A 17,613-nucleotide genomic window follows, 5' to 3' on the forward strand; every position below is an offset into this window, starting at 1 on the left:
CCGTTCGGAGTTGTCCCACCCGTTCCGATGACCCGATTCGCGACGTACGACGACGAACTGCGCGAGTTCACCGCCACGCTGCTCGCGTTCGAGACGACCGACGGTCGCGAGCGGCCGGCCCAGGAGTGGCTGCTCGACCGCCTCGCGTCGTTCGGCTTCGACACCTACGAGTGGACGGCCGACGCCGAGCGCCTCGCGGACCTCCACGAGTTCCCCGACGACCCCGACGCCATCCCGGTCGCCGACCGCCCGAGCGTCGCCGGCGTCGCCGAGTTCGGCGACCCCGACGCCGGGCCGACGGTCGTGCTCAACGGGCACGTGGACGTCGTCCCGGCTGACGAGGAGCTGTGGGAGACGGACCCGTTCGACCCGGTGTGGGGCGAGACGGACGACGGCGCGGCGACGCTCACCGCCCGCGGGGCCGCCGACATGAAGGCCGGGACGGCGATGGGCGTGTTCGCCGGCCGGGCGCTCGCTGACGCGGCGGAGGACCTGTCGCTGAACGGTCGCGTCGTCGTCGAGAGCGTCGTTGGCGAGGAGGAGGGCGGCATCGGCGCGGCGGCGGCCGCCGTCGACAACCCGTACCCCTTCGAGCGCGACGCCGCCATCGTCACCGAGCCGACCGAGTTGACGCCCGTCACCGCGACCGAGGGCAGCCTGATGAAGCGACTCCACCTCGACGGCCGGTCGGCACACGCCGCGCGCCGGTGGAACGGGGAGTCGGTGTTGCCCCACTTCGAGCGAATCCGACGGGCGTTCGAGACGCTCGAAGCCGAGCGTGCCGAGCGCGTGAGCCACCCCCGATACGGACAGTTCTCGAACCCGTGGCCGGTGAACGTCGGCACCGTCCGCGCCGGCTCGTGGGCGTCGTCGGTGCCGGCGACGCTGGACGCGGAGGTTCGGATCGGCGTCGCGCCCGGTGAGACGCTCGAGGGAGTGGAGGCGGAGTTCGAGGCGGCGCTCGCGGACGTGGTCGACGACGACGAGTGGCTCTCCGCGCACCCCCCGCGCTTCGAACGGTTCTCGGTGCAGTTCTCGCCATCGGAGATAGACCCCGACGAGCCGGTGGTGACCGCGCTCCGGGCGGCGATGGCGGAGGCGGGCTGTCCGAACACCGAGCCGATCGGGGAGACGTACGGTGCGGACTCGCGCCACTACATCGCGGCCGGGATCCCGACGGTCGTGTTCGGGCCGGGCGACATCGACGAGGCGCACTTCCCGAACGAGACCATCGTCTGGGAGGAGGTGTTGACCGCGGGCGAGGTCGTCACGGACACGGTCCGCCGGCTGCTGTCGTGAGCGGCGCCTGGCGGGTTACTCCGCCCAGAAGCGGTAGTCGTCGAGGCGGGCGATAGCCCGGTCGATCGTCTCCTCGTTGCGCGAGAACGTGAAGCGGACCCAGTCCTCTCCCTCGTCGGTGTAGAAGCTACTCCCCGGCACCGCGGCGACGCCCGCCTCGCGGATGAGGCGGAGCGTGAACTCGGTGTCGGGCTCGTCGGTCGGGTAGCGCGTCAGCATGTAGTAGGCGCCGTCCGGCTTCACCGGGTCGAGCCCGACCGAGCGGAGCCCGTCGTACAGTTGGTCGCGGCGGCGCTCGTAGGAGTCGGAGAGGTCGCGGTAGTAGCTGTCGGGCAAGGACAGCGCCTCGACGCCGGCGCGCTGGAACGGCGTCGGCGCGCAGATGCTCGTGTAGTCGTGGAACTTCCGCAGTTCCGCCGAGAGCGGTTCGGGCGCGAGTACGAAGCCGACCCGCCACCCCGTCACCGAGTACGTCTTCGACATCCCCGTACAGACGACGGTCCGCTCGGCGAGGCCGTCGACCGTGACGGGGCTCCGGTAGTGGTCGGCGTAGACGATGTGCTCGTAGATCTCGTCGGTGATGACGATCAGGTCCTCTTCGACGGCGACCTCCGCGAGGAGGTCCAGTTCCGCGGGCGTGAACACCTTCCCGGTCGGGTTCTGTGGGTGGTTCAAGATCAGGATCGACGCGTCGGCAGCGGCCTCGCGGAGCGCCTCCTCCTCGACGGCGAGGCCGTCGGTGATGTCAAGCGGGATCGGTCGCCCCTCGGCGAACTGGACGCCGGGGATGTAGCTCTCGTACGTCGGCTCGAAGTAGACGACGCCGTCGCCGGGGTCACACAGCGCCAGCAACGAGGACATGATCGCCTCGCTCGTGCCGCAAGTGACGGTGACCTCCGTCTCGGGGTCGTAGGCGACGCCCTTCCAGTCGGCGTAGCGCTCTGCCACGGCCTCCCGCAGCGCTGGGAGCCCCCAGGTGATCGTGTACTGGCTCGACCCGTCGATCGCGTCCCGGGCAGCCTGCTTCACCGACGGCGGCGTCTCGTCCTCGTCCGGGATGCCCTGCGAGAGGTTGATCGCTTCGTGGCGATGCGCCTCCCGCGTCATCTCCCGGATCACCGACTCGTTCATCCCCCGCACGCGACGGCTCCCGATCCGCCGGTCGAACGCGTTGTCGAATCCCATACCTCCACTTTCCGGGGGGACACATGAAGGGAGGCGGTGGTCGGGGTCGCGGTCGGGGTCGAAGCGGAGGCGAGCCGACGCAACCGCGCGCGAGCGCCGGACATCGGTTCTTCCCCGACCACGTGTCACGTTCAGCCAGTTTTCGACCCGATCGGGGAACAAACGCCGCAGGAACCGTTCGAAGGTGTACTGTCTCACGCGAATCACCCGACACTCTTATGCTGGAAACCTATCGTTGGTATCACATGGCACACGTAGACGAAGCCGATGTGGCGACGACCGACTCGACGGGTGAGCGCGATGCGTGAGTTCGACGACTCGCTCCCGAGCGTGAACCGGCGGAGCTTCCTCCAGGGGGCGTCCGCGGCGGGCATCACGGCCGCGGCCGGCTGTCTCGGCGGCGGCGGGGGCGGCGACGGCCGCGTCCCGATGGACGTCGAGGAGTGGCCGCCCGAGGACATCGGGGGGAGCCTCAACATGTGGAACTGGTACGATAGCTGGGCCGAGTGGGCGATGGAGGCCTTCGGCGAGGAGTTCGACGTGGAGGTGAGCAACACCGGCTACTCCTCCCCCGACCAGTGGTACTCCCAACTGGAAGCCGGCAACAGCGACATCGACAACATCGCCGCGACGACGAACTGGGTGGAGCGCTCCATCGAGAACGACTTCCTCCACGAGCTGCCGGTCGACATCATGCCGGCGTGGGACAACATCACCGACCGCATCAAGGAGGCAAGCTCCTACCAGAAGGACGGGAGCGTGTACGCCGTCCCTGAGTCGCTGGTCCTCTACCCGCTCACGTACAACGACGAGTACTTCGACGAAGCCCCCAGCTCCTGGGGCGTCCTGTGGGACGAGGAGCACGAGGGGAACATCTGCATGTGGGACAACGCGACCGTCTCCTGCCAGATCGCCGCGATGTACACCGGGCAGGACCCGATCCAGCCCGACGACTACGAGGAGATCGAAGAGGTGCTGATCCAGCAGAAGCCACTCCTGCAGACGTACTGGGGCGACTACCAGCAGGGGATGAGCCTCTTCGTCAACGAGGACGTCGTGGCGGGGCCGCTCACGATGGGCCGGACGTACACCGCCCGGTTCGGCGAGGGCGCGCCGGTCCACTACACCGCCCCCGAGGAGGGCGCGATGTACACGAGCGACCTGTTCGTCATCCCGAAAGGGTCGCCCAACCCGATCGCGAGCCTCCAGTTCACCAACTGGGCCACCGAGACGGAGAACGCGGCGAAGCTGTTCGAGACGATGGGCTACCAGCCCGCCGTCGACATCAGCGACGAACTCTCCGAGGAGGACGCCGAGTTCACGAACTGGCCCGACGACTGGAACCTCATCTTCTCGGAGACGCTGTCGGACGAGGTCCGGTCGCGGTACGACGAGATCTGGACGGCGGTCAAGGCGGCGTAGGATGTCGCTGCTGAACGTTCGCGGGCTCACGAAGGAGTTCGGTGACCTCACGGCCGTCGACGACGTCAGCTTCGACATCGAGGACGGGGAGTTCGTCTCCATCCTCGGCCCCAGCGGCTCCGGGAAGTCGACGGTGCTGCGGATGGTCGCCGGGTTCGAGGAGCCGACCGCCGGCGACATCGACCTCGACGGCGCGGGCATCGTCGGCTCGCCGCCGTTCGAGCGCGACGTGAACATGGTGTTCCAGAACCTCGCGCTGTTCCCGCACCTCACCGTCGCCGAGAACATCGGGTACGGACTGAAACAGTCCGGCGTCCCGGCGGACGAGCGGCGCGAGCGCACCGAGCGTATGCTGGAGATGGTCCGCCTCAGCGGCTACGGCGACCGGACGCCGTCGGAGCTGTCCGGCGGCGAACAGCAGCGCGTCGCGCTCGCGCGGGCGCTCGTCAACGAACCGGCGCTCGTGCTGTTCGACGAGCCGCTGTCCTCGCTGGACCGGAAGCTCCGCCAGCACATGCAGACGGAGCTCCAGCGCATCCAGGCGGAGACGGACACCACGTTCCTCTACGTCACGCACGACCAGGAGGTGGCGCTTGCCGTCTCCGACCGCCTCGTCGTGCTCGACGAGGGCCGGATCCAGCAGATCGGCACCGTCGAAGACCTGTACGAGGCCCCCGAAAGCCGGTTCGTCGCGGACTTCATCGGCGACGTCAACGCCGTCGAGGCGCGAGTCACCGACGTCGGCGACGACGGCGTGACCGTCGACGCCGGAACCGGCCCGGTGTCGGTCCCCGCCGACGCCGCCGGCGACGTGGCAGTCGACGACCCCGTCGACGTCTGCGTCCGCCCGTTCCAGGTCGGCCTGGCCGACCCGCCGGCGGCCGCGGGCGAGGGGACGTTCTCCTCGACCGGCGTCGTGCGCAACCGCAGCTATCAGGGGAGCGACTCGCTGTACGGCGTCGACACCGACGCCTGGGGTCGCATCTCGGCCGAGGTCCGCGGCGGCTCCTTCGACATCGACGACGACGTCGCCGTCGAGTGGGACGCCGCCGACGTCCACGTCTACCGGCGCGAGGAGCGCCCCGAGGACGGGACGGAGGGCGCCTGATGGCGGAGGCGTCCGGCGAGGGGGGTGCTTCCGACGCCGGCGCCCGCGCGGGCGACCGGACGGCCGCCCTCACGTCGTTCTTCCGGGACCACCCGCGACTGCGGACGCTCGCGGTCGCCGGGCCGCCGTACGCCGTCCTCCTGCTGTTCTTCGCCATCCCGCTGTTGGCGATGCTCGTCGTCTCGTTCCAGACGGGCGAGATCGGAGGGCCGTGGACGCTGCGCAACTACATGGACTTCCTCGGCTCGAGCACGTATCTCACGGTGGTGTGGAAGACGCTGGTGATCAGCGTGCAGGTGACGTTCATCGTGGCCGTCATCGGCTACGCGCTGGCGTACAGCATCGTCCGGTTCTCTCGGCGCACGACGCTGTTGCTCCTGCTCGTCATCCTCCCGTTCTGGACCAGCTACATCATCCGGATGTACGCGTGGATCAACATCCTCCAGAGCGACGGGGTGCTCGACTCGACGCTGAACATGTTGGGGCTGCCCGCCGTAAGCCTCCTGTACAGCGATCCCGCCGTCCTCATCGGGTTCACGTACGTGTGGCTGCCGCTGGCCGTGCTGCCGTTCTACGCGTCGTTGACGAACCTGGACGGCGACCTCATCGAGGCGTCGAAAGACCTCGGCGCCGGGCCCGTTCGCACGTTCCTGTCGGTGACGCTCCCGATGACGATCAACGGGGTGGTCACCGGCGTCATCCTCGTGTTCATCCCGACGTTCGGCTCGTTCATCACGCCGCGGCTGCTGGGCGGGACGAACAACATCATGATCGGCATGGTGATCGAGAACCAGTTCAAGAGCGCGTTCAACTGGCCGTTCGGGGCGGCCATCGGGATGGTCATCTCGGTGGTCGTCGTGGCGTTGCTGGTGCTGGGGACGCGCCTCGGCGGCGGCCTGTTCGCCACCGGGGGTGAGGAGGCGTGAGCGCCGCCGACGGACTCACGCGGCCGGTCGAGCGGTTCGTCCAGGCGTACGCCTCGCGGATGGCAGCGGCCGTCATCGCCCTCGTCATCGCGTTCCTGTGGGTGCCCATCGCCGTGCTTGTGTTCATGTCGTTCGCCGACGGCGGGGTGCTGTCGTTCCCGCCGGACCAGCTCACGCTCCGGTGGTACCGCGTGTTCCTCTCAAACGACGCGGCGCTGGACGCCATCGTGACGACGCTGACTATCTCCGTCCCGGCGACGGCAATCAGCGTCGTCCTGTCGACGGCCATCGCGTACGCCGTCGACCGGTACGTGTTCCCCGGCCGCAGCTGGCTGCAGTTGCTGGCGACGCTGCCGATCATCGTGCCGCTGGTCGTGACCGGGGTCGCCATGGTGCTGTTCTTCAAGGGCGCCCTGGGCCTGCCGGGCTACGTCTCGGTGGTGGTCGCACACGTCGTGCGGACCATCCCGTTCGCGACGCTCGTCATCCTCCCGACGCTCCTGACGTTCGACAGAGGGCTCGAGGAGGCGTCGAAGGACCTGGGCGCCGACGAACTCCAGACGTTCCGGCAGGTCACCCTGCCAAACATCTTCCCCGGCATCGTCGCCGGCGGCCTGCTGGCGTTCACGCTCTCGTTCAACGAGTTCGTGTTCACCTACTTCGTGAAGGGGTCGGGCGACCCGACCCTGCCGGTGTACATCTGGAACCAGATCCGCTACAACGTGACGCCGGAGGTGAACGTCATCAGCGTCGTCTTCCTGGTGTTGGCGGTGACGATGGTGCTCGTGGCCGTCTCGCTCACGCGGGTCGAACTGCTCGCGCGGCGCTGACGGGGGCCGAGGCGCCCTGCGCGGCGGCGCCCCGCGTCGCCCTCACTTGAACCGGAACGTCTCGAGGTTCTTCGGCGCGAACGTCCGCATGTTGTAGTCGTGGTACAGCGCCGACGAGAAGTCCTGCACGGAGCGCTCGTCGCCGTGCACGCACAGCACCTTCTCCGGGCGCGGGTTCATCGTCTTCACGAAGTTCTCCAGCCCCTGCCGGTCGGCGTGGCCGGAGAAGCCGTCGACCGTCTCGACTTGCATCTTCAGCGTGAGCGTCGAAGTTCGGCTCCGGTCTTGCGGGTCCTGCACGGGAATCTCGTCCCACCCGTTCTGGATGCGGCGCCCGAGCGTCCCCTGCGCTTGGTAGCCGACGAAGGTGAGTTGGGAGTCCTCCTCGGTGCCGAGGTGGCGCAGCCACGACATGATGGGACCGCCAGTCATCATCCCGGAGGTCGAGAGGATGATGCAGGGGCCGCCGTCGGCGACCTCTTGGCGCTCCTCTTCGCCGCCGTCGATGTGGTTGAACTGGTCGGCGAGGAACGGGTTCTCGTCCTCGTGGAAGATGCGGTCGCGCAGGTCGTCGCGGAGGTACTCGGGGTATGTGGTGTGGATTGCCGTCGCCTCCCAGATCATCCCGTCGAGGTGGACCGGCATCTCGGGGATCTTGTCGGTGCGCATCGCCTCCTCGAGCACCATCATGATCTCCTGAGAGCGTCCGACGGCGAACGCCGGGATGAGCACCTTCCCGTCGCGCTCGTACGTCTCGTTGATCGTCTCGATCAGTTTGCGCTCGGAGTCTTCCTGGTCCGTCTGGTAGTCGTTGCGACCGCCGTACGTCGACTCCATCACGAGCGTCTCGACGCGCGGGAAGTCGTTGACGGCGCCGTTGAACAGGCGCGTGTCGTCGTAGTGGATGTCGCCCGAGAAGCAGACGTTGTACAGGCCGTCGCCGATGTGGAAGTGCGAGACGGCCGACCCGAGGATGTGGCCCGCGTTGTGGAACGTGAGCTTCACGTCGGGCGCGATGTCGGTCACGTCGCCGTACTCCAGCGGGATGGTGTGTTTGATCGCCTCGCGCACCTGCGCCGACTCGTACGGCGGCGTACGCCCCTCTTTGCTCGCCACGTCGAGATAGTCGAGCGTGAGCAGACCCATCAGGTCGCGCGTCGGCTCCGTGCAGTAGATGGGGCCGTCGTAGCCGTACTTGAACAGCAGCGGGATGAGCGCGGAGTGGTCGAGGTGGGCGTGGGTGAGCACGACCGCGTCGAGGTTCTGCGCGCCCGCGCCGAGTGCTTCGGGGACTTGGAGGTACGGCACCTCACCCTCGGCACCGGGCTTGTCGCCGCAGTCGATGAGGATGCGCGTCTCGGCGGTGTTGAGGATGAACGAGGCGCGACCGACCTCGCGACAGCAGCCGAGGGTGGTGATGCGGACCCACTGCTCGTCGGCCATCTCCTCGCGGTGGATGGTTCGCCCGACGCGTTCGAGGATGTCGCGGCGCTCCTCACGCTCTTGCTTCAGGAAGTTGCGGACGTTCGAGACGGTGGAGGACTCGATGGGGGGCGTGCGGACGACTTCGGGCGTCCAGCCGACTTCGCGCGTGATCTCACGGAGGGTGGAGCCGCGGCGACCGATGACCATGCCGGGCTTCTCCGCCTCGATGACGACCTCACCGGTGTCTTCGTGGAAGTCGAGGTCGGTGACGCCGGCGTCCTCGGGGATGATGTCGCGGATGGTCGACTCCGCCTCCCGAGGGTCAGAGAGCACGTCGGGGTGGGGACGGACGGTGATTCGCTTGCGGAGTTTGGAGGCGAGGCGACGGACCAGGTCGCCGTTCTGGGCGAACTCCTTGGGGTGACGCGTGTAGATGACCAGCTCCGGCCCTTCGTACTTGACGTCGGTGACGGAGATGTCGTTCGGGATCTCGGATTCGATCTGTGCTTTCGTCTGTTCCAGTTGTTTCTCGACTTGGCTCATAACTGAGAGGATCGTCGCGGGTACCGTGGGGCGCGGCTGTCGGACGCTACGCCCTCGGGTCGACTGTGAGTGGAAGACTGCATGAGTACGGGACGCTCCGTTGTAGCTGCCCGCGTGGGCGACGGAAAACCCGCTTGAACGGACGTAACTGCCCCGTGCTATAAAACGCTTCGCAAACCACTACCAGGGACCGGTTCCTACGGCCCGTATGCGACTGACACCTGCCGCCGTCGCCGCAGAGCGCGACCGGTTACGTGAGCGGTCCCCCGTGGTGGTCCCACTCCTCAACGACACTCGCGACGCGCTGGGCGAGTTGTTCGACACGGACGTGGACACGGTGAGCGACGCGCAGTACCGTCGGGAGGTCGACCGCGTGTTCGCCGTCGGCGACCGCGCCGTGAACGTCGCCGCGCTCGCGGGCCTCCTACGCGAGTTGGACGTGGAGGGCGACTACCCGGGGTTCGTCGTCGACGAACTGCTCGGTCGTCGCCTCGCCGCGACCATCGCCGGCGGCCAGCCGCTCCAACTGCTCGCGGAGGCGACGTTCCACTTCGCGGACACCCGGTCGCAGGGCGCCGAGGGCGACCCCGCGGGCACCGACGACCTCGACGCCGCGCTCGCGGCGGGCGTACAGACGCGGCTGCCCGGGTGGTCGTGGCGCGAGTCGAAGAGTCCGTTCGCGGTCGACCCGGTCGGGGGTGACGACGAATGACCGGCGTGCCCGGTCCCACAGCCGCCCGCGAACAGCTCCCGGAGGCGACGCTGTGTCACCTCGTCGACGGCGACCGAACCCTGCTCATCCGCAAGCAGCGCGGGGTCGGCCAGGGGAACCTCGTCGGTCCCGGTGGGAAACTGGAGGCGGGGGAGACGCCGCGCGAGTGCGTCGTCCGCGAGGTGCGCGAAGAGGTCGGCATCGACGTCGCCGACCCGGAGCGTGCGGGCGCGTTCGCCTACTGGGCAGACGACTGGTCCGCGGTCGTCCACGTGTTCCGGGCGACCGCCTACGAGGGGACGCCGACGGCGTCCGCGGAGGCCGACCCGGTGTGGGTCCCCGTCGACGACGTGCCGTTCGACGAGATGTGGGCGACCGACCGCACGTGGCTCCCGACGGTGCTCGACGGCGGGACGTTCCGGGGCACGTTCGTGTTCCACGCGGACGAGCCCCGGTACGTCGACGTCGACCGCGGCGTGAACGTTCCCGAACGCGGCGACGTGTCTGCGACGGGTCGCCGGTGACCCGCTGGCGTGGGTTGCCGTCCCACGGTGGGGGAACGCTCATTGTCCCCCGACTGGTTCCTCCGGTCGTGAACGCCGCTGGCCGCTCCCGTGTTCGCTCGCCGCTGCCGCCGCGTGGCGCGTAGCCACGCCACCACTTCTCACCTCGTCGCCGACCGAACGCACCGAGTTTAAGACGGCAGTCCGAAATCAACGCACATGAGCGAAGACGACACCGGCTCCGACGCACAGGAGTTGGGTATCACGAAATCGAAGGAGTACGAGACCGGCGAGTGGTACGCCGAGGTAGTCCAGAAGGCGAAGCTGGCGAACTACGCACCCGAGGGGATGTCCGGGTTCATCATCACCCGCCCCCGCGGCTACGCGCTGTGGGAGCGCCTGCAGAACTTCCTCGACGCGAAGTTCAAGGCGACCGGCGCGCAGAACGCCTACTTCCCCCTGTTCATCCCCGAGTCGTACCTCGAAGCCGAGAAGGACATCGTCGAGGGGTTCGACCCCGAGGTGGCGTGGGTGACGCACGGTGGCCACGAGGAGTTGGAGGAGCGCCTCGCCGTCCGCCCCACCTCCGAGTCGATCATCGCCCCCTACATGGCCCAGTGGGTGCGGAGCCACCGCGACCTGCCCCTCCGCTTGAACCAGTGGGCGTCGGTCGTGCGCTGGGAGGCGACGGACACGAAGCCGTTCTTCCGCACGAAGGAGTTCCTCTGGCAGGAGGGTCACACCGCCCACGCCGACCGCGAGGGCGCGTGGGAGGAGACGATGACTCGCCTCGACCAGTACGAGTCGGCGTACCAGGACTTCCTCGCCATCCCCGTCCTGCGGGGGCAGAAGCCCGACCACGACAAGTTCCCCGGCGCCGACACCACGACGACCGTCGAGGCGCTGATGCCCGACGGGAAGTCGGTGCAGGGCGGCACCTCCCACTACCTCGGCACGAGCTTCGCGGAGGCGTTCGACATCACGTTCTCCGACGAGGACGAGGCCGACCGCGTGGCCCACACGACGTCGTGGGGGCTGTCGTGGCGTGCGCTCGGCGCGCTGATCATGACCCACTCCGACGACCAAGGGCTCGTCCTTCCCCCCACCGTCGCGCCCACCCAGGTCGCCATCGTCCCCATCTGGCAGGAGGACACCAAGGACGACGTGCTCGAGTACGCCGAGGAGGTCGCCGAGGAGTTGGAGGAGGCGGGCGTCCGCGTCGAACTCGACGACCGCGACACGCGCAATCCCGGCTTCAAGTTCAACGAACACGAGCTCAACGGCGTCCCCGTCCGCTTCGAGATCGGTCCCTACGAGGTCGACGACGAGGAGGTCACCGTCGTCCACCGGCCCGACGGCGAGGAGACGACCGTCGACCGCGACGACATCGCCGAGACGACGCAGGAGCACCTCGACGAGGTGTACGCGAAACTGTACGCCGCCGCCGAGGAGAACCTCGAAGGCGAGGTGCGCGAGGCCGACTCTCGGAACGAGATCCTCGGCACCATCGGCCAGCACGGCGGGTACGTGAAGGCGCCGTGGTGTGGCGACGAGGCGTGTGAAACCGAAGTGAAAGACCAGATCGCCGCCGAGATCGTGATGGTCCCCTTCGAGGAGGAGGACGACCTCCACGGCGACGACCACGACGAGACGTGTGCGATCTGCGACGACGACGCGACCCGCACCGCGTACTTCGCGAAGTCGTACTGAGCGCGTCGACGCCAGCCGCCTCTCCCGCGTGCCGGGGACTGCTGGAGTCCAGATCGCTACTCGGATCTGAGTCCGTCGGCGTCGTCACCGACTTCTAGTTCTTCACGGTCGTCCGAGAACATAGGGTGGTCCTCATACAACCTAATATGCCAATAACACACCCTTAGCCGTTTAGGGTCAACCCTTTACCCGGGTGGCCTGAATTGTCACACATGACTGAGCCGGACGTATCGGCGCGCGTCGGGGGCCTGGCGGACCCCACGGACGAGCGCTCGAACTGTGGTGTGGGTGCCGTCGTCGACCTCGACGGCGGGCGCTCGCACGACGTGGTATCGGACGCACTCGACCTCCTCGAGAATCTCGAACACCGGGGGACGACGGGCGCGGAGCAGAACACCGGCGACGGCGCCGGGATCATGATCGAACGGCCAGACGAGTTCTTCGAGGCGGTTGTGGGGAGCCTCCCGGAGACGTACGCGGTCGCCTCGCTGTTCATGCCGACCGACGACGCCGCCCGCGGCGACCTGGAATCGCTGTTCGAGTCGACGCTCGCGGAGTACGACCTCGACGTGGTCGCCTGGCGCGACGTGCCGACGGACGCCGCCGAGGCCGACCTGGGGAAGACGGCGCTCGACTCCGAACCGGACGTGTGGCAGGCGTTCGTCGCGCCCGTCGACAGCGCCGGACTCGACCAAGCGACGTTCGACCGACGGCTGTACGTCACCCGACGCGCGCTCGAGACGGCCGCCGAGGACGTCGCCGGCGGCGAGCGCTTCTACGTCTGCTCGCTCGACCGTCGCCGCGTCGTGTACAAGGGCCTGCTGAAAGCCGACCAGATCGACGCGTACTACCCCGACCTGCGCGACGACAGACTCACCTCCGGCGTGGCGCTGGTCCACGCGCGCTTCTCGACGAACACGCTGGGCGCGTGGCACCTCGCGCACCCGTACCGCAACGTCGTCCACAACGGCGAGTTCAACACCATCCAGGGGAACGTCAACTGGATGCGCGCCCGCCAGTCCGACCTCGCGGACGGCGGCTTCACCGACGAGGAACTCGACGCGATCCGACCGGTCATCTCCGACCCGAACCAGTCGGACACCGCCTCCGTCGACGAGACGCTCGACCTCCTGCTCCAGGGGGGACGCGACCTCCCGCACGCGCTGCGCATGATGATCCCGGAGGCGTACCGGAAGGACGACGCGATGAGCGCCGAGCGCCGCGACTTCTACGACTACCACGCGTCGCTCGTCGAACCGTGGGACGGCCCCGCGCTCGTCATCGGCTTCGACGGCGACCGCGTCGCGGGCGTCCTCGACCGCAACGGCCTGCGGCCGTGTCGCTACGACGTGACGACCGACAACCGCCTCGTGATGGGCAGTGAGGTCGGCGCGCTCGAACACGACCCCAGCGAGGTGCGCGAGCGCGGGCGCCTCCGCCCGGGCGAGACGTTCGTCGCCGACCGTTCCGAGGGGCGCGTCCTCGACGACAAAGAGGTGTTCGCCGACCTCACCGACGAGAAGTACGGCGAGTGGGTCGACGGCGAACAGCGGGACCTGGCAGACGTGACGACCGCCGCGGATCCGTCACCCGAGACGGGGCCGGACGACGCCCTCCGGAGCAAGCAGGCCGCCTTCGGCTACACCACCGACCAGTTGAACCACCTCATCGGTCCGATGGCCGAGCAGGGGAAGGACCCGGTCGGGTCGATGGGCGACGACACGCCGCTGTCGGTCCTCTCGGAGTTCGACCGCCCGCTGTTCACCTACTTCAAACAGCTGTTCGCGCAGGTGTCGAACCCGCCGATCGACTACATCCGCGAGGAGTTGGTCACGTCGATGGAGACGCGACTCGGCCCCCAGCGCAACCTCCTCGGTGAGACGCCCGAACACGCCCGGCAAGTAGTAAACGACTCGCCAATCTTGACGGAGGCGGAGACGGCGACGATCCGCGAGTTGGGCGACGCCACCGACGACGCGCTCTCGTCGGTCACGCTGGACATGACGTTCGACCCCGACGACTCCCTGCAGGAGGCCGTCGAGGACCTCCGGGCCGCCGCCGCCGACGCGGTACGCGACGGCGCGGACGTCGTCGTCCTCTCGGACCGCGAGATGGGCGCCGACCGCTTCCACGTCCCGAGCCTGCTGGCGACGGGTGCGGTCCACCACCACCTCGTGCGCGAGGGACTGCGCGCTCGCGCCGGCCTCGTCGTCGAGTCGGGCGACCCGCGTGAGGTCCACCACGTCGCGTGTCTCGTCGGCTACGGCGCCGGCGCGGTGTGCCCGTACCTCGCGTACGACACCGTCCGCGACATCGTGGCCGGCCCCGACGGCGCCGACGAGGACAAGGCGCTGGCCTCCTACCGCGCGGCGCTGGAGCAGGGCCTGCTGAAGACGATGGCGAAGATGGGCATCTCGACGGTCGAGTCGTACCAGGGCGCGCAGATCTTCGAGGCCGTCGGCCTCGACTCCGACCTCGTGCGCGAGTACTTCGAGGGCACCGAGATCCGGACCGAGGGGATCGGCCTCCCGGAAATCGAATCGGACCTGCGCGAGCGCTACGCGGTCGGCTTCGGCGAGGACCCGAAGTTGGAGACGCAAGGCGAGTACGAGCACCGCTCGACGGGGATCAAACACGGGTGGAACCCCCACTCGGTGAACGCGCTCCACCGCGCGGTCCGCGAAGGCGACCGCGAGGCGTGGGACGAGTTCGCCGAGCAGGTGAACGACCCGGACACGCCCGCGGAGTTGCGGAACCTCCTCGACATCTCCTCAGAGCGCGACCCCGTCCCGCTGGAGGAGGTCGAGTCGATCGACGAAATCGCGAAGCGCTTCTCGACCGCCGCAATGAGCCTCGGGAGCCTCTCCCCCGAGCAACACGAGAACAACGCCATCGCGATGAACCGCATCGGGGCCAAGTCGAACACCGGGGAGGGCGGTGAACCCCCCGAGCGGTTCGGCACGGAGAAGAACTGCAACGTGAAGCAGGTCGCCTCCGGCCGCTTCGGCGTCACCTCGAACTACCTCACGAACGCCGAGGAGATCCAGATCAAAATGGCGCAGGGCTCCAAGCCCGGCGAGGGCGGCCACCTGCCCGGCCCGAAGGTGAACGAGTACATCGCCCACGTGCGCTTCTCGACGCCGGGCGTCGGGCTCATCTCGCCGCCGCCGCTCCACGACATATACTCCATCGAGGACCTCAAACAGCTGATCTACGACCTGAAGGCGGCCAACCCCGAGGCCGACATCAACGTGAAACTCGTCTCGGAGGCCGGCATCGGCACCATCGCCGCCGGCGTCGCGAAGGCGGAGGCCGACGTGGTCCACATCTCGGGCCACTCCGGCGGGACCGGTGCCTCGCCGAAGACCTCGATCAAGAACGCGGGCCTCCCGTGGGAGCTCGGCGTCGCCGAAGCGAACCAGATGCTTCGCGCGACGGGCCTGCGCGACCGGATCACCGTCACGACGGACGGCGGGCTGAAGACCGGGCGCGACGTGGCCGTCGCCGCCCTGCTCGGCGCCGAGGAGTACTCCTTCGGCACCGGCGCGCTCGTCTCCTCTGGCTGTGTGATGGCCCGCCAGTGCCACCAGAACACCTGCCCCGTCGGCGTCGCCACCCAGCGCGAGGACCTTCGCGACCGTTTCCCCGGCGAGCCCGAACACGTCATCAACTACATGCACTTCATCGCGCAGGAACTGCGCGAGATCATGGCGGATCTGGGCTTCCGGACGGTCGACGAGATGGTCGGTCGCGTCGAGTGTCTCTCCCAGCGCGAGACGGACCACCCGAAAGCGAGCAAACTCGACCTGTCGGCGCTCATCGCCGAACCCGGCGACGACGGCCCGCGCCACAAGGTACGCGAGCAGGACCACCCGGACCTCGATGACGCGCTCGACTGGGACCTCTTGGAAGAACTGGGCGACGCCATCGAGCGCGCCGAACCCGCCACCCTCTCGGCGGACGTGGACAACACGAACCGCGCGGTCGGGGCGACGCTGTCCCACCGCATCTCGACGGCCCACGGCGAGGACGGCCTCCCGGCGGGCACGCTCGACCTGGACTTCCGGGGCGAGGCGGGGCAGTCGTTCGGCGCGTTCCTCGCAGACGGCGTGGACGCCCACCTCGTGGGCGCAGCGAACGACTACGTCGGCAAGGGCCTCTCCGGCGGGACGGTCGTCGTCCAGACGCCCGAGGACGCCGCCTTCGAGGCCGACGAGAACATCCTCGTCGGCAACGTCGCGCTGTACGGCGCGACCGACGGCGAGGCGTACGTCAACGGGATGGCCGGCGAGCGCTTCGCCGTCCGCAACTCCGGCGTGAAGGCGGTCGTCGAGGGCGTCGGCGACCACGGCTGTGAGTACATGACCGGCGGCGTCGTCGCGGTGCTCGGTGAGGTCGGTCGCAACTTCGCCGCAGGTATGTCCGGCGGCGTCGCGTACGTCCACGACCCCGACGACGAACTGGCCGCGAAGACGAACCACGGCATGGTGAGCCTCAGCGACGACCTCACCGACCAAGACGAGGCGATGCTGCGCCGCCTCGTCGAGAACCACCTCGCGCGCACCGACAGCGAGCGCGCGGCGGAACTGCTCGCCGACTGGGAGTCGGTCATCTCGGAGTTCACGCGCGTCCTGCCCGATGCCTACGCGGAGGTCATCGCGGAGGGTCGCGGCGAGGACGTCCGCGAGGAGCTCCCCGAGGTCGCGGATGGTGGTGCCGCGACCGCGGAGTTCGGTGCGGGCGCCGTCGGCGACGACTAAGGCGAGGCCGACCGGAGGGAGGCCTCGGAAAATCGGCGGCGAGGTCGTCTGGCCGAGCCGCCCACGAATGCGATGAACACGACCGCAAGTAGCGTGAACGGCGAGGTCCGGAGACCGCGCCGCCAATCGGTTCTACGCCACCCACCGTCTCGGTGCCGCCCACCGAATCCGAGCCCCAGACTGTACCGATGCCGAGCGACGCGACCGGCTCGACAAGACCGAGTTTAACCCACAGGCCGTCCAAGCCCGCCCATGGACAGCCTCAATCGCATGGCGGTGGAGTTGGTGGACGAGGCGCTCGACTTCGCGGACGAACTCAACATCGCAGGCTACGAACTCGACTCCGGCGCGACGGTCGTCGACTTCGGCGTCGACGCCGACGGCGGCCTGGAGGCGGGCCTGCTCCTCGCTGAGATCCAGACCGCGGGACTCGCCACCCTCCAGACCGGGATGGGTCGCGTCGACGGGTCGCCGACGCCGTACGTCGAGTTGACGACCGACCACCCCGGCGTCGCGCTCCTCGGCTCGCAGAAGGCCGGGTGGGAACTCGACATGCCCGGCTTCGCGGGACTGGGCTCCGGGCCGGCCCGCGCGCTCGTCGGCGAAGAGCGGGAGTTCCAGGCGCTCGGCTACTACGACGAGTTCGACCTCACCGTGCTGTGCGTCGAGAGCGCCACGCTCCCGGGTGACGACGTGGTCGAACACGTCGCCGAGAAGGCGAACGTGAACGAGCCGGCGGTGTTCCTCCCGACAACCGCGCTCGGCTCCACGGCGGGGAGCGTCACCGCCGCCGCGCGCGCCGCCGAACTCGCCGTCTTCCGGCTGTTCGAGTTGGGATACGACCCCGAGAACCTCCAGTCGGTCGCGGGGTCGGCGCCGGTCGCGCCGGTCAGCTACGACGAGACCGAGGCGATGGGGCGCACGAACGACGCGCTGGCGTACGGCGGCGAGGTCCACCTCACCGTCGCGGAGGACTTCGACCGCTTCGACGAGGTCCCCTCCAGTGCCGCCGACGAGTACGGGCGCCCGTTCGCCGATGTGTTCGCCGACGCGGAGTACGACTTCTACGAGTTGGACGAGTCGGTGTTCGCACCCGCCGCCGTCACCGTCGACGTGCTTGACGGCCCCACGTACGCCCTCGGCGACACGCGGGAGGACCTGCTCGCCGAGTCGTTCGACTACCAGTGAGC

At 68.7% G+C, this 17,613-nt stretch carries 12 protein-coding genes; 10 read left to right on the plus strand and 2 right to left on the minus strand.

Annotated features, from left to right (window positions below; translation table 11 throughout):
• The first annotated feature begins 27 nt into the window (after positions 1 to 27).
• A complete protein-coding gene (locus P0R32_RS11625) occupies positions 28 to 1,299 on the plus strand; it encodes a M20/M25/M40 family metallo-hydrolase (RefSeq protein WP_276237171.1) in 1,272 nt (423 codons plus the stop codon).
• A 15-nt stretch (positions 1,300 to 1,314) separates the two neighbouring features.
• Here P0R32_RS11625 and P0R32_RS11630 read toward each other — a convergent pair whose 3' ends face one another.
• Complete coding sequence (locus P0R32_RS11630) at positions 1,315 to 2,484, minus strand: pyridoxal phosphate-dependent aminotransferase (protein WP_276237172.1); 1,170 nt, start codon at positions 2,482 to 2,484, stop codon at positions 1,315 to 1,317.
• 300 nt (positions 2,485 to 2,784) lie between these two features.
• On the opposite strand from P0R32_RS11630, the gene P0R32_RS11635 reads away from it, so the two are divergent.
• From P0R32_RS11635 to P0R32_RS11650, 4 genes are read left to right on the plus strand one after another with little or no spacing between them, the layout of a single operon-like run.
• On the plus strand, positions 2,785 to 3,906 hold the full coding sequence (locus P0R32_RS11635) for an ABC transporter substrate-binding protein (protein WP_276237173.1): 1,122 nt from the start codon (positions 2,785 to 2,787) through the stop codon (positions 3,904 to 3,906).
• Position 3,907: 1 nt separating this feature from the next.
• Complete coding sequence (locus P0R32_RS11640) at positions 3,908 to 5,014, plus strand: ABC transporter ATP-binding protein (protein WP_276237174.1); 1,107 nt, start codon at positions 3,908 to 3,910, stop codon at positions 5,012 to 5,014.
• Positions 5,014 to 5,940, plus strand: coding sequence for an ABC transporter permease (locus P0R32_RS11645; RefSeq protein ID WP_276237175.1), 927 nt, complete (start codon positions 5,014 to 5,016; stop codon positions 5,938 to 5,940). Before P0R32_RS11640 ends, P0R32_RS11645 begins: the two co-directional genes overlap by 1 nt.
• Positions 5,937 to 6,770: an ABC transporter permease gene (locus P0R32_RS11650; protein WP_276237176.1), complete on the plus strand. Its 834-nt coding sequence runs from the start codon at positions 5,937 to 5,939 to the stop codon at positions 6,768 to 6,770. The genes P0R32_RS11645 and P0R32_RS11650 overlap by 4 nt, the downstream gene beginning before the upstream one ends.
• 42 nt (positions 6,771 to 6,812) lie before the next feature.
• Here the strand turns inward: P0R32_RS11650 and P0R32_RS11655 are convergent, their stop codons facing one another.
• Complete coding sequence (locus P0R32_RS11655) at positions 6,813 to 8,738, minus strand: beta-CASP ribonuclease aCPSF1 (protein WP_276237177.1); 1,926 nt, start codon at positions 8,736 to 8,738, stop codon at positions 6,813 to 6,815.
• Between the two features lie 208 nt (positions 8,739 to 8,946).
• Between P0R32_RS11655 and P0R32_RS11660 the strand changes: the two genes are divergently transcribed.
• From P0R32_RS11660 to mch, 5 genes are all read left to right on the plus strand, one after another.
• Complete coding sequence (locus P0R32_RS11660; protein ID WP_276237178.1) at positions 8,947 to 9,450, plus strand: DUF7984 family protein; 504 nt, start codon at positions 8,947 to 8,949, stop codon at positions 9,448 to 9,450.
• On the plus strand, positions 9,447 to 9,974 hold the full coding sequence (locus P0R32_RS11665; RefSeq protein ID WP_390219347.1) for an 8-oxo-dGTP diphosphatase: 528 nt from the start codon (positions 9,447 to 9,449) through the stop codon (positions 9,972 to 9,974). The genes P0R32_RS11660 and P0R32_RS11665 overlap by 4 nt, the downstream gene beginning before the upstream one ends.
• Before the next feature lie 198 nt (positions 9,975 to 10,172).
• Positions 10,173 to 11,663, plus strand: a complete 1,491-nt coding sequence (gene proS / locus P0R32_RS11670) for a proline--tRNA ligase (RefSeq protein WP_276237180.1) — start codon at positions 10,173 to 10,175, stop codon at positions 11,661 to 11,663.
• 212 nt (positions 11,664 to 11,875) lie between these two features.
• The gene (gltB, locus tag P0R32_RS11675) at positions 11,876 to 16,423 is read left to right on the plus strand and encodes a glutamate synthase large subunit (RefSeq protein ID WP_276237181.1); all 4,548 of its coding nucleotides are present in this window, start codon (positions 11,876 to 11,878) and stop codon (positions 16,421 to 16,423) included.
• A gap of 252 nt (positions 16,424 to 16,675) precedes the next feature.
• Positions 16,676 to 17,611 (plus strand): methenyltetrahydromethanopterin cyclohydrolase, encoded by a 936-nt coding sequence (mch, locus tag P0R32_RS11680; RefSeq protein ID WP_276237182.1) that lies wholly within the window; start codon positions 16,676 to 16,678, stop codon positions 17,609 to 17,611.
• Positions 17,612 to 17,613 lie beyond the last annotated feature (2 nt).

Source organism: Halobaculum marinum (assembly GCF_029338555.1).
Lineage (GTDB): Archaea > Halobacteriota > Halobacteria > Halobacteriales > Haloferacaceae > Halobaculum > Halobaculum marinum.